Source organism: Harryflintia acetispora (assembly GCA_004340125.1).
GTDB lineage: Bacteria > Bacillota > Clostridia > Oscillospirales > Ruminococcaceae > Harryflintia > Harryflintia acetispora.
The window spans coordinates 42718-55678 of the sequence record SLUK01000012.1 but is presented as its reverse complement, the minus strand read 5'-3'; the positions used below and the strand labels follow the sequence as shown (position 1 = coordinate 55678).

At 61.7% G+C, this 12961-nt stretch carries 11 protein-coding genes; 1 reads left to right on the top strand and 10 read right to left on the bottom strand.

Annotated elements, in window-relative coordinates; all coding sequences use genetic code 11:
- Positions 1–112: 112 nt before the first annotated feature.
- The 7 genes from EDD78_RS12115 to EDD78_RS12085 all read right to left on the bottom strand — a co-directional run bounded on the left by EDD78_RS12115 (position 113) and on the right by EDD78_RS12085 (position 8698).
- Positions 113–1315 carry a MalY/PatB family protein gene (locus tag EDD78_RS12115; protein WP_132085109.1) on the bottom strand — a complete coding sequence of 401 codons (1203 nt, stop codon included), beginning with the start codon at positions 1313–1315 and terminating at the stop codon, positions 113–115.
- Between the two features lie 14 nt (positions 1316–1329).
- The gene (locus EDD78_RS12110) at positions 1330–2598 is read right to left on the bottom strand and encodes a family 4 glycosyl hydrolase (RefSeq protein WP_132085108.1); all 1269 of its coding nucleotides are present in this window, start codon (positions 2596–2598) and stop codon (positions 1330–1332) included.
- A gap of 7 nt (positions 2599–2605) precedes the next feature.
- A complete protein-coding gene (locus tag EDD78_RS12105; RefSeq protein ID WP_132085107.1) occupies positions 2606–4174 on the bottom strand; it encodes an FGGY-family carbohydrate kinase in 1569 nt (522 codons plus the stop codon).
- Positions 4175–4186: 12 nt separating this feature from the next.
- Positions 4187–5038, bottom strand: a complete 852-nt coding sequence (locus tag EDD78_RS12100) for a carbohydrate ABC transporter permease (protein WP_242942089.1) — start codon at positions 5036–5038, stop codon at positions 4187–4189.
- Positions 5035–5910 carry a carbohydrate ABC transporter permease gene (locus EDD78_RS12095; protein ID WP_079697991.1) on the bottom strand — a complete coding sequence of 292 codons (876 nt, stop codon included), beginning with the start codon at positions 5908–5910 and terminating at the stop codon, positions 5035–5037. Before EDD78_RS12095 ends, EDD78_RS12100 begins: the two co-directional genes overlap by 4 nt.
- Positions 5911–6003: 93 nt before the next feature.
- The gene (locus EDD78_RS12090; RefSeq protein WP_132085106.1) at positions 6004–7332 is read right to left on the bottom strand and encodes an extracellular solute-binding protein; all 1329 of its coding nucleotides are present in this window, start codon (positions 7330–7332) and stop codon (positions 6004–6006) included.
- A gap of 37 nt (positions 7333–7369) precedes the next feature.
- Complete coding sequence (locus EDD78_RS12085) at positions 7370–8698, bottom strand: extracellular solute-binding protein (RefSeq protein ID WP_132085105.1); 1329 nt, start codon at positions 8696–8698, stop codon at positions 7370–7372.
- A 241-nt stretch (positions 8699–8939) separates the two neighbouring features.
- On the opposite strand from EDD78_RS12085, the gene EDD78_RS12080 reads away from it, so the two are divergent.
- A complete protein-coding gene (locus EDD78_RS12080; protein WP_165873217.1) occupies positions 8940–9653 on the top strand; it encodes a GntR family transcriptional regulator in 714 nt (237 codons plus the stop codon).
- A 78-nt stretch (positions 9654–9731) separates the two neighbouring features.
- Here the strand turns inward: EDD78_RS12080 and EDD78_RS12075 are convergent, their stop codons facing one another.
- Genes EDD78_RS12075 through EDD78_RS12065 form a run of 3 tightly spaced genes read right to left on the bottom strand, consistent with a single transcriptional unit; the run spans position 9732 to position 12947 of the window.
- Positions 9732–10874 (bottom strand): Gfo/Idh/MocA family protein, encoded by a 1143-nt coding sequence (locus EDD78_RS12075; protein WP_132085103.1) that lies wholly within the window; start codon positions 10872–10874, stop codon positions 9732–9734.
- Between the two features lie 16 nt (positions 10875–10890).
- Positions 10891–11661 (bottom strand): amidohydrolase family protein, encoded by a 771-nt coding sequence (locus tag EDD78_RS12070; protein WP_132085102.1) that lies wholly within the window; start codon positions 11659–11661, stop codon positions 10891–10893.
- A 56-nt stretch (positions 11662–11717) separates the two neighbouring features.
- Complete coding sequence (locus EDD78_RS12065; protein WP_165873216.1) at positions 11718–12947, bottom strand: ROK family protein; 1230 nt, start codon at positions 12945–12947, stop codon at positions 11718–11720.
- Between the last annotated feature and the right edge of the window lie 14 nt (positions 12948–12961).

Sequence of the window (12961 nt, the reverse complement as noted above, 5' to 3'; positions counted from 1 at the left end):
TATGCTAACGGTCTTTCTTTTCCCGGCTCCGCCCGCCGCCGGGCACATAGCCTCCCGGGAAAATGCCGCGCCCCGCCGCAGCTTTTGCTGCGGCGGGGCGCGGCACATATTGTCAGGAGGAACTTATAAGCAGCGATCCCTCATTGAGCGCCCCGGCCATCCGCTCGAGGCACCCGGCGAGGACGCAGCGCGGACAGGCGGCGTTGATCCGCTCGAAGCCGCTCCCCTCCTTTCCGAAGATGTCCCCCTCGTCGAGCACCACCCCGGCGCGGCGGACCATCAGCTCGCGCAGGCGCTTGCTGTCGGCGCAGTAGGCGCGCAGGTCGACCCAGATGAGATAAGTGCCCTGGGCTTTTACCATCACCGCTTTCGGCAGGCGCTTTTCGAGGTACTCCCGCGCAAAGCGGATGTTGTCGTCGATGTATTCGTTGACCGTGTCCAGCCAGTCCTCGCACCGGTTATAAGCGGCGGCCATCGCGGCGAACCCCAGCGGGTTGTCGGTCGAGATGGCAAAGCGCGCTTCGGCCTGCCGCCGCCAGACCTCCTGGAAGGCGGCGCCGGGGATGATGATGTTGGAAACCTGCAGCCCGGCGAGGTTGAAGGACTTGGTCGGCGCGGTGCAGACGACGATATGATCGGCATATTCGGGACAGACCTTGAGGATCGGATGGTGCCGCTCCTCGCGGCGCACCAGGTCGCAGTGGATTTCGTCGGCGAGGATCCACCTGCCGTACCGGCTGCAAAGGCGCACCACCTCCCGCAGCTCCTCCTCGCTCCAGACCCGGCCGACCGGATTGTGCGGGCTGCAGAGGATCATCCCCTTGGTGCCGGGATCGGCGAGCTTTCGCTCGAGGTCCCCGAAGTCCATTTCATAGGCCCCGCCGCGGTAGCGCAGGGGGTTGTTGACCACCCGCCGCCCGCCGCCGAGGATGATGTTGGTGAAGGGATAGTACACCGGGCGCTGGATCAAAACCCCGTCCCCGGGGGCTGTCAGCGCGTCGATGAAATAAGCCATCGCCGGGATGACGGCGGGGGAAAAGAAGATATGAGCGGGGTCGATCTCCCAGCCGAACCGGCGGCGAAACCAGCCGGTGACCGCCCCCTTACACGCCGGGGTGTCGTACTCGGTGTAACCGAATATTTTCTGCTCGATCCGCTCATGGAGCGCGTCCAGGATGGGCTGCGCGCAGGGGAAATCCATGTCCGCCACCCAGAGCGGCAGCGCGCCCTCGGGCGCATCGGGCGGAAGGTGCTCCCATTTGATACACTGGGTGCCGGAGCGGTCATACACCCGGTCGAGATCGGATTTTTTCATTTCCACGCCTCCGCTCAGTGAAACTCGGGCAGATAGGGGGCGTTGTGCGAGAGGATGTCCTCAAGCAGCGGCTGCGCGATCCGGTAGTCGCCGATCAGCGGATGGATCATCATGCAGCGCAGCAGCCGCGTGCGGCTGCGCTCCTTGGCCGCGGCGATCAGCTCGGTTTCAAACGCCTTCATCGTGCTGATCAGCGGGGCCGCCGCCGCGGGCAGCCTGCCGCAGGCGATCGGGCGCACCATATTCTTTCCGACGACGCAGGGCGCCTCGACAAAGCCCTTATAGGGCAGCTCGGGGATGGCGCCCCGGTTTTCAGTGACCAGGTAATGGGTCCGCCGGTCCCCCGTGTGCAGCGAGCGGATCGCCTCGACCACCGTGCGGGAATAGCCGTAGCCGCCCCGCCTCGTCAGCGCCTCGGGCACAAAGTCGGCCGTCTTGTATTCCGCCAGCAGCTCGCCGTTGATCTCCTTGACCAGCTGGGAACGCACTTGAGCAGCCTGCTGCTCCTTGCCGATCAGCTCGCGTTCGAGGAAATAATACTGGAAGTACTGGTTGGGCAAAAACCCGAGCTCCCGGCAAAGCTCCGCCGGGAAGGGGGTGCGGTCACTCTCATAGTCCTGCATATCGCGGAGTATCTCGGGCAGGATTTCCTTCCCGCGCAGCTGGAAGGAGTCCACCACCGTCAGGTGGTTGAGCCCCCGCCAGGTCATGAAGTAGTCGTCCTCGTCGCCGAAGTGAAACTTCTCCTTCAAAAAGCCGATCAGCCGTGTCGAGGCGTTGCACACCCCGATCACCTTTTTGACCCCGCACCCGGCGAGCGCCTGGGCCACCAGCTCGGCGGGATTGGCAAAGTTGAGCACCCAGGCCTGCGGCGCTTTGTCCACGATCAGCCTTGCCAGCTTCTCCGCCTCGTAATAGGTGCGCAGGAAGGTGGCGATCCCGCAGACCGACACCGTTTCCACAAAGGGGATCTTATATTTCTTCCCGAGCAGTTCGTCGTCTATCCGCATGTCCTCCCCCCCGATCCGAAACTGGATCAGGATGTAGTCGCACCCCTCGAGTGCCTGCTCGTAGCTGTCCACATAGGAGATGCTGATCGGGGCGCCGCTCTTTTTGGCGATCCGCTCGCAGAGCCCGCACACCACCTCCTGTCGGCCCTGGTCGACGTCCATAAAGCGGATGTTCACCCTGCCGAAGGCGCCGATGTCCTTGGCGATCAGGTCCACAAGCTCGGGGGAAAAGATGCTCCCTCCCCCGATGACCCCGAAGTTTACCGTTTTCATAACGCTGTCACCTCTCGTATCGTTGATTGATTTGCAGCCTCTTTTTGTCAAACTCGTTCATAGTCCTCTCCAGCGGGAGGTAAACCTCCCGGTAAACTTCCCCGAAATAGGCGCTGCGCCGCGGGTCCGGCAGGACCTCCTGCCGTATGGCCCCTTCGCAGGCCTGCGCCGCCTCACGGTGGCCGGCAAAAACCTTGCAGCCCACCCCGCCCAGCAGCGCCGCGCCCGTCGCCGAGGCTTCGGGCAGCGCGGGGATGATGAGCCTGCTACCCAAAATGTCCGCCTTGACCTGCAGCCAGGTGGGGTCCTTGCTGCCCCCGCCCACCATCACCACGGCGTCCTGCGCCGAAAAATCCCCCTTGAGGACATGCGCCATCTTCTTGGTCTGAAAGGCCATCCCCTCGACGGTGGCCAGCAGCAGCGCGGACGCATCGGTATCCTTGGAAAGCCCCGCGTACATCCCGAGGCTGTCGCGGTCCACCCATGGGAAATAGGTGCCGAACACCCGGGGCAGGAAGAGCTCGGTGCTGCGAAAGTCCGCGCCATAGCGCCCCGCAAGGCGGGAAAAATAGTCGTCCCAGCCGAGTGCGAAGCCGAACTGTTCGTCGGCCACGACCCTGTTTTTCAGCCACTCGGTCTGTACGGCGCCCAGCGTCTCGATCATGCTGCTGTGCTCGCCGGGCATCACATGCCGGTCACAGATGTGGCGGCACTCCTCCATCGGCTCCGGCAGCTCCCCGCGCTGAAAAAAGGCGAGCATGTCGATGGTGCCGGTGATCGAGAAGAGGTTCCCCTCCACCAGGGGGTGGCAGGCGAAGGCGGCGCACTCGTAGTCGTGCCCGCCGGTGCACACCAGCACCCCGTCGGGCAGGCAGGCTTCCTCGAGCGCCGTCTGGCAGACCGGGCCGATGGGGGTGCCGCTCTCCAGCGGCGTGCCCAGCTGCTCCTCTAGAAGGCCGGTGCGCATGAGGAAGCGGGAAAGCCACCCCCGCTCGCCCCAGTCCCACATGCCGCAGGAGAGCGCGGTGCTGTAGTTGCGGGTGATCTCCCCGCTCAGGCGGTAGGCGATGTAATCGTCCACCGAGACGACGTGCGCGATCCTGTGCCCCTGCTCCCTCTGGCAGAAGGCACTGATGTGGAAGCCGGAATTGTTCTCCTCCAGCGGGTAGCCGGTGCGCGCGCAGAACTCCTGGTTGGTAAAGCATCCGGCGTAGTAAGCGGCCTCGCGCGCGAGCTCCCCGGGGGAGACCGAAAAGTCGATCTGCTCCCCCTTCTCGTCCAGCAGCAACACGGTGCACCCGCAGCTGCTCACCGCGATGGAGCGCAGGCGGCAGCCCTGCGGCAGCTCCTTCATTGCCCGCGCGATCGTCTGCGCCGTGATGAACCAGAGCTTCTCCCCGTCGAAGCGGCGCTGGGGGCCGGTGTCCGGCGTTTTGCCGTCGGTGCCCAGATACGCGGGCAGGGTCGAGGATTTCTGTAAGCAGACCTTGCGCCCGCGCGCGTCGCAGACGAGCACCTTGACGCTGGTCCCGCCGATGTCCACCCCGGCCAGGACCTCGGTCATTGTACCGTTCATGCCATCCGCCCCCTATCCCTTGGTCGCGCCGCCGACGATCCCGGTGATCAGGAACTTGCGGAAGACGATCGCCACGATCGAAGGCGGGATCAGTGCGAGGATGCCCCCCGCGTTCATCAGCCCGTAGTCCACCGTGATCTTGGTCACGAATTCGGAGGCGACCACCGCGATCGGCTTGGTCGCATGGGAGGGCGCCAGGATCAGCGGGATCTGGAACTGGTTCCAGGTCGTCAGAAAGACGATCAGGGAGGCGGCGAAGATGATCGGGTAGGAGATGGGCAGGATGATCCGGACCATCGTCCCGAAGCGGGAGCATCCGTCGACATAGGCGGCCTCCTCCAGCTCCCGCGGCAGGGTGTCGAAGTAGCTGATCAGCAGCCAGACGGTCAGCGGCAAAAAGGAGGTGATATAGACCAGCACCAGCCCGAAGAGATTGTCCAGCAGCTGCAGCGAGACGAACAGCCGGTACAGCGGGATGATGGTCGCAAAGACCGGGATGGCCATGGTGAACAGCAGGATGTCGCGGATCAGCTTGACGCCCTTAAACTTGATCCTCGCCAGCGGATATGCGAACGAGACGGCGAAGGGAATCCCCAGCAGCAGCGACAAAAAGGCCGCCTTGATGGAATTGACGAGTCCCTTGCGGAAGAGCAGGCCCTGCTGGTCCGAGTCGGCGATCAGCTTTATGTAGTTTTGGAAGGTCGGGTTCTTGGGAAAGAAATTGGTGGAGTTGGCGAGCATCTCGGACTGGGGGGTTATACTCATGATGAACGACCAGAGGATCGGCCCCAGCGAAAAGGCGACGAAGCAGATGATCGCCAGGGTGTAGACCACCCGGAAGGCAGGCGATTTCTTACGGCTCACAGGTAACTCACCTCCCGGTAGACGTTGCGGATATAGATAAGCCCCAATATCCCGGCCAGGATCATGATGATATAGGTCAGCGCGCTGCCCACCCCGTAATCTAAGAAGCTGAAGGTGCGCAGGTAGGCGTCAATCATCAGGTTTTTGCTCATATCCCCATATCCGGACAGCGAGACGATCTCGTCAAAGACATTGATCGCGTTGATCGAGGTCGAGGTCAGCACGATCCCGAAGCTCGGCACCAGCAGCGGCAGGGTGATGTGCTTAAAGGTCTGCCAGGTGCCGCTGCCGTCGATCACGGCGGATTCGTAGATCTGCCGCGGGATGGCCTGTAATGACGAGAGCGTCACCACCGCGCAGAAGGGGATGTTCCGCCAGGCGACCACCAGCGAGGCGATCAGCATGATGGACCACCGGCTGTTGAGCCACTGCACCGGCTGTTCCACCAAATCCAGGCGCAGCAGCAACCTGTTCAGGAAGCCGAAGCTCGGGTGGAAGATCCAGCGCCACATCACGCCGTTGACGATGGGCGGCAGCGCCCAGGGGATGATGGCGATGGCGGTGAGCACGCCGTTGAGCTTGCTGTCGACGTTGAGCAGCAGCGCGATCGCCAGCCCCACCACGGCGGTGAGGACCACGACCACCACCAGGATGACCATGGAGTTTTGCAGCGAGTACCAAAACGAGGAGTCGCTCAGAATCTTCTGGTAGTTTTGCAGCCCGACGAACCGATTGTCCTGCGGAGCGGTCAGCTTCATATGCTGCAGGCTGTAGTAGAAGGTGACGATGATCGGGTAGAACACCAGCGCGATCATCAGCACCGAGCCCGGTATGAGCATGGCGTATGGTAAAACGTTTCGTTTCTTCTTCATCATAGTCCCCCTCTTCCTGTGAAAAACGCGGGCCCCGAACCGAGCCGCCGGCAGCGGCCCCGCCTGGGGCCGCTGCCGGAAGGCCGAAAATTGTTACTGGCGGAGCTCCTCCACCCGACTGGCGATGTTCTCGTAGGCCTGCTCGGGGGTCAGGGCCCCCTGCACCATCTGGTTGACGCTGTTGTAGATGGTGTTGCTCATCTCGGGATACCACTCCGGGATGCCGCCCGGGAAGGGGGCGGAAATGTAGTCCGACTGCTCGATGAGCACGTCGCCGCCCTCGATGGTGCCGTTGTCAATGAGCTGCTGGAGCGCGACGGTGCGCGTCGGGATGTTGCCCTTTTCCCCGTACATCTTGACTTGGATGTCGGGGGAGGTGTACCAGTCGATGAACTTGCGCGCGGCCTCCTTGTTCTCGCTGTACTTGGGGATGCCCACCCCTTCCGGCAGGGCGAAGGTCGCGGTCTTAATGGTTCCGTTTCCGGGCACCAGGGTCGCGGCGGCCTTGCCGACCACCTGGGATTCCTCGGGGTTGTTGATCAGCCCGATGAAGTAGGTCGGGCCCACCATGAAGCTGGCGGCTCCCGCGGTCAGCTTGCCGTAGACCTCGATGTCCTTCATGTTCTGGCTGGCCGGATCGATCAGCTTCTCCTCGTTGACCAGGGAATTTAAGAAGGTCAAAGCGCCCAGGACGTTGTCCTTGTTGACGGAGAAGTCGTCATTAAAGAAATCGCCGTACTTCGAGAGGGTCATCCACAGAAGGCTGGTCGTGGCGGCCTCGGTGGCGGAGAGGGTGAAGGAAAGCGGATACTCGCAGATCCCCGCCTCCTTGATCTTCTTACAGGCAGCGATCGTCTCGTCCCAGTTTTGCGGCGCGGCGTCCACGCCGGCCTGTGAGAAATGCTCGGTGTTGTAATAGGCCAGGCGGAAGTCGTTGGCATAGGGCAGGGCCAGCACCTCGTCACCGTAGATGAAGGACTGTACGGTGGGCATGCCATCCTTCTCCTCCTGGGGCATCTCGATCGGTTCCATCCAGCCGGTCGCGCCGAACTCGCCCACCCAGGACCAGTCCACCTCGACCACGTCGGCCGGCGCGGTCTGCCCGACCGCGGCGATGGAAATCTTGTTGCGGATGTCGTCCCAGCCGACGATGTTCATCACGACCTTGATCCCGCTCTCGGCCGTGAAGCTGTCCAGAAGCTCCTGCGAAGGCTCGGCCCACGGAGGCACCATGACGGTGATCTCGCCGCCCGCGGCACTCTCAGCCGGGGCCTCTTCCTCGGGGGCGGCCTGGCTATCGGCCGGGGCCGAGGACGGCGACGCCTGTGCGGAAGATGTGCTCTCGGCGGGCTTGCTGCCGCAACCGGCAAAGGCAGAGGCCATCACCGACAGACAGCAAATCAGACTCAATATGCGTTTCATACTCATTCCCTCCTGTCAATTGGTCATACTCGTTTTCCTATCCGCGAAGCTCGTTCACCTTATCCTCGATGCCCGCAAGGGCCTGCTCGGGAGTGATCGAGCCTTGCACCATTTGGTTGACGTTGTTGTACACGGCGTTGCTCATCTCGGAATACCACTCGGGGATGCCGCCCGGGAAGGGGGAGCTGATGTAGGTGGTCTGCTCGATCACCGTCTCGCCGTCCTTGAGCGTACCCTCCTCCATCATCTTTTCCAGCGCCACGTTGGAGGTCGGGATGTTGCCCTGCTCGCCGTAGAGCTTGATCTGGGTCTCAGGGGAAGTGTACCAGTCGATGAACTTTTTGCCCGCTTCCTTGTTGACGGCATACTTCGGGATCCCCAGCCCCTCGGGGAGCGCGAAGGTTGCGCTGCGCACCGCTTCGCTGCCGGGCACCAGGATCGGGTCGGTCTTATCCACCACCTGGGACTGCTCGGGATCGTCCAGGCGCTCGTTGTAGGCGATGGCCGCCACCATGAAGCTGGAGGAGTTCGCCATCATCTTGCCGTCCACCTCGGTGTCCTTCATGTTGAGGCTCGCCGGGTCGACCAGCTTGTCGACATTGACCAGGCCGTTGACAAAGTTTAACGTATTCAGCACGTTGTCGTGGTTCACCGACATGTCGTCGTTGAAGAAGGGCCCGTATTTCGCGTTGGTCAGCCAGAGCATGGTGTTGGTGGTCGGTTCGGTCGCCGAAAGGATAAGGGAGAGCGGGTACTCGCAGATCCCGGCCTCCTTGACCTTCTTGACGTCCTCGATCACCTCGTCCCAGGTGGCGGGGGGCTCGGTGACACCGGCGGCCTCGAAGTGCTCCTTGTTGTAGAAGGCGATCCGAAAGTCGTTCGAGTAAGGGACGGCCAGCACCTGGTCGTCATAGATAAAGGAGGAGATCGGCGGCATGGATTCCTGCACCGCGGCGTCCACGTCCAGCGGCTCCATCCAGCCCGCGGCGCCGAACTCGCCCACCCAGGACCAGTCCACCTCGACCACGTCGGCCACCGCGGCCTGCCCGACCGAGGCGATGGAAATCTTGTTGCGGATGTCGTCCCAGCCGACGACGTTGAGGATCACCTTGATCCCGCTCTCGTCGGTGAACTCCTGCAGCAGCTCGGGGCTCGGCTCGGCCCAGGGCGGCAGCATGACGGTGATCTCCCCGCCCGCGGCGGTCTCGCTCTCCGGTTCGGGCGCTTGCCCGGACGCCGCGGGAGGCGCGCTCGCAGGCTCGCTTTCGGCCGGCGCGCCCTGGCTCTGGCCGCAGCCTGAGAACGCGCCGATCGCGACCGCCAGGCAGCAAAGCGCCGCCAACGTCTTCTTCATATGCCTCTTCATGATAAACCTCCTTAATTTTTAATTTGCTCCATTGGTACATACCAATATTAACATTATACTATATTTATGTCAATTATTATTTAAAATTTATATATAATATTGAAAAAGATTCGTACCAATAATGACAAGATACGTAAAATATGGTAGAATAAAGAAACTGCATCGAACCGGGGAACGGCCTTTTCCACAGCGGCATTTTGACGCGGACGCCCCGGTAGCATTTCCCGAGAAAGGAATGGTCATGAGCATGGAGGAAAACGGTTATCGCTACAGTGAGCTGTTGAGCCGTTTGAGGGAAAAGATCCAGTCCGGCGAATGGGAGGAAGGGCGAAAGCTGCCCACCGAACGGGAGCTTTCCGAGGAATATGGGGTCAGCCGCGCCACGGTGCGCAAGGCGCTGGACATCCTTGAGCAGCGCGGCCAGGTTTACCGCAAGCAGGGCAAGGGGACCTTCGTCAAAAACAAGCCCTTCGACCACAAGCTCTCCAAGTCCTACAGCCTGCGCGAGGAGCTGAGAAGGCGGGGCATCCGCTGCACGGTGAAAATCTTGGAGTTCTCCCTGATCTATCCCGACTCGGAGGTGTGCAGCCGCCTGAACGTGACCAAGGAGCGGCGCGTCATCCGCCTGCGCCGCCTCTTCTACGCCGATATGGTCCCCTTCGCGCTGGACACCACCTATCTCCCCCACGACCTCTTTTCCGAGGCGACCCCCGAGCAGATCGATCAAAACGGGCTGTACAACACCTTTGCCAGGATGGGGTTGTCCATCTCCCGGGCGGTGGAAACCATCCGCGGGGCCCGGCTGCGCGAGGACGAGGCGAGGCTGCTGCACATCGAGCCGGACGTCACCGTCATGCAGAAGTCCCGCGTCGCCTATGACGGCGCGCGGGCGATCGAGTTCAGCGACGGCGTGGTGCGCAGCGACTTTTTCTCCTATACCGTCGAGCTGCGGTAGGGACGGGCGGCAAAAAGGCTCCCGGTCTGAAACGATCGTTTCAGACCGGGAGCCTTTTTGCCGTTTAGGCAAGCGTTATCAAGGCAGCTCGACCCATCTGTGCTCACGGGCGCTGAGCGCCGCGCTCTCGCATAGCTGCAGCAGTCTCAGCCCGTCTTCCAATCCGGCGTAGCAGCCCGCGGCGTTTGCGTCTTTGGTAAGAGATCCGTAAAAGTCCAGGAAGCCCTGCTTAAAGGTGTCCGCGAACCCTTCGGCGTGGCCGCCGGGGTAGCCGGTAACCCGGCGCGCAGGTTCCTCGAGCAGCTCCGGAGCCTTTTCGATCTCCTGATTGTAGCCGTCCCGCCGGCCCCACCAGAGCCGGTTGCCGCAATCACTGTCCCAGCAAAGGGAGCTCTCACTGCCGGCGACCGAAAGCAGGAGCTGGTTCTTGCGCCCGGCAAAGGCCTGGCTGAGCATACAGCTGCCCACCAGCCCGCTTTCAAAGCGAAACATCAGCAAGGCGCAATCCTCAGTGCCGACCGGCACCTCCTGCCATTCCCGTGCCGCCCCGTTTGCGGCGCAAAAGGTCTCCGACCCATGCAGCGGCTTTTTGCGCTGCCGGTGGAAGGTGGAAAACTCGGCCATCACCGCCGTAATTTTCTGTCCACTCACGAATTGGCAAAGGTCCATCCAGTGCGAACCGATGTCCGCCACCGCCCGTGTCTCGCCGGGAAAGTCGGTTTCCAGCCTCCAGCTGTAGTCGGTGTCGTAGAGCAGCCAGTCCTGCAAATAGGAGCCATGGACCGAAAAAAGCCGTCCCAGCTTTCCCTGCGAAATCAGTGAGCGCATCTGCATGATTTGTGGGTTATAGCGAAAACTGAGGTTCAGCCCGCAGCGCAGCCCCCGCTCTTCTGCCAGCTCACAGAGCCGGCGCGCCTGGTCGGACGACGAGCACAGCGGCTTCTCACAAAGCACATGGATCCCCTTCTCCAGCGCGAAGCGGGCGAGCTCATAGTGCGAGCGGTTGGGCGTACAGATATGCAGCACGTCCGGGCGCTCCCGCTCGATCATCTCCAGGGCGTCGTCATACCCGCGCGGAGCCCCGCATTTTTCCGCCTTTTGGGCGGCTCCGGCCGGATCGGCAACCGCGATCAGCTCGGCCGCCCCGGTGCGGTGCAGCGCCTCGGCATGCACCGCGCCGACAAACCCCATTCCCGCAATGCAGGCCTTTAATTTTTTCATTGCATCCACTCCCTTCTCACAGTCCAAAGTACCTTACGGCGTTTTGCGAGAGAATGAGCGACTTCTGCGCCATGGGCAGGTCGAGCCTCAGAATATCCTGTGGGAAGACGCCCTCCCCGGCATACATCACCCGCTCGGGGCCGAGAAAACGGACCGCGTGCTCGATCCAACCGGGCATATCGAGCGGTGGATAATGCCGCATGCAGTAGTCTGGCAGCCAGGCGGTCTCCATGATCATGCTCCCGAACCGCTCGGCCATGGTCAAAAACTCGTAGTAATAGTTCCCGCCCAGATGGGAGACGATCAGCTTGAGGGCGGGGAAGTCCTCCATCACCCTGCCGTATTGTACCGGGAAGCCGGTATGGCGGTAGCTGCCCTTGCGATGGCAGGAGGCATCCTCATCCATACAGACCCAACCCATGTGCGGCAGTACCGGGAGCCCCAATTCGACAGCAGTTTCATAGAAGGGATAGATCGCCCTATCATCCACATCGAAGTGCTCGAAGTAGGGATAGAGCTTCACCCCCTTGACAATTCCCTCCTTCACCCATGCCCGCAGCTTTGTGAGGGAATCCTTCATCCGGTTAAAATCCAGGTAGGCGATCCCAAAATAGGTGCCGGGATGCGCGCGCACCTGCCGGCACATCCCTTCATTCTCCTTCTCATTCATGCAGATCAGGGAAATCTTATCAATTCTCTGCTCCTTTAGATAAAGTTCCAGGGGTGCGTTGTTATAATAGGGCACGCCCTGCAGCGACCAATAATGGCAGTGGGTATCTACAATCATTGCGCGCTCCTCCTGCCGCCAGAGGCGGCTGTCGGCAAGCCGTGCGTCTCCCTTCTTTAGCCGCTCACCGCCAGATGGTTTCCCTCAGCCGACGGCGCATACCGCTTAAAGAAGGTCTCATACCCGCGCAAGGCCCCGCCCAAAGCCGCGGCATTGGGCACATCCTGGGCATAGCACAGCTCAAAGGAATATTTTTTTTCATACAGATAGTTTTGCACGCAGCGCTTTCGGACCATATCCAAAAAGAGGCCGCCCACTTCGGGTGCATAGACGTTCATGCGGGCCAGAAGGCCCCCCACCACATACAGCGGGATATCCAACAGGTTGATGGCGCAGGAGAGCCCATACGCCCAGAAGTCCGAAAGCTCCTCCAGGATATCCATGGCCGCCGGGTTGCCCTCCTGGGCGCGCTCGGCGAGGATGCAAATCTGCCGTTCACCGTCCTGCTCCCCCTCGCCGCCGGAAAGCAAACCTTCCTCCCGCATACGCCGCAGCAGCATGGCGGTATCGGCATATTCCTCCAGCCTATGCTCGCTGCGGCACAGCGGGCTGCCCACGCTGAGAAAGCCGAAATGCCCGGCGTTTCCCGAGGCGCCGCTGTACAACTCCCCCTTAAGGCATACCCCCGCGCCCACACCGGTGCGCAGCGCGACATAGACGAAATCGCGCACATTCTGACCGGCGAGCCGCTCGCGCTCGACGTTGGCCATGTAGAGGATGACGTTCTCGATCTCGGTCTCGCAGTCAAATTCCTGCGCGAGCCGCTCGCAGATCGGGACATTATTCCAGTTCGGGCAGTTGTGCATGGCCACCGAGAGCCCGCGCTGCTTGTCGATGCTCCCCGGGTTCCCCACGCTGATCGAGCGCAGCTTGGCAAGAGGTGCGCGTGCCTCCTCCATCGCCTGGCGGATCGCCGACACCAGCAGCTTAAGCACCTCATCCGCATGAAAGCTTTGCGGAAATTGGATGGAGCGCGAGAACACCGTCTCACGACACATATTGAGGATCAGCAGCCGCACCACGGGAGGCTCGAAATCCACCCCGACAAAATAACCGCTGTCTGAACGCAGCCGCCACAGCACCGGCTTGCGCCCGGTGACCGACTGGGCAAACCCGTCGGTCTCCACCATGCCCTCACGTTCGAGCTGGGAGACGATGGTATCCACCGTGGGGCGGCTCAACCCGGTCGACGCGGCGATCGAGGGAATACTCAGCTTCCCGCTGGTCTTGAGGGAATTTACGATCAGATATTCATTATAAAGCTTATCCAGTCTCTTCGTCTGCAAGGATGTTGCCTCCG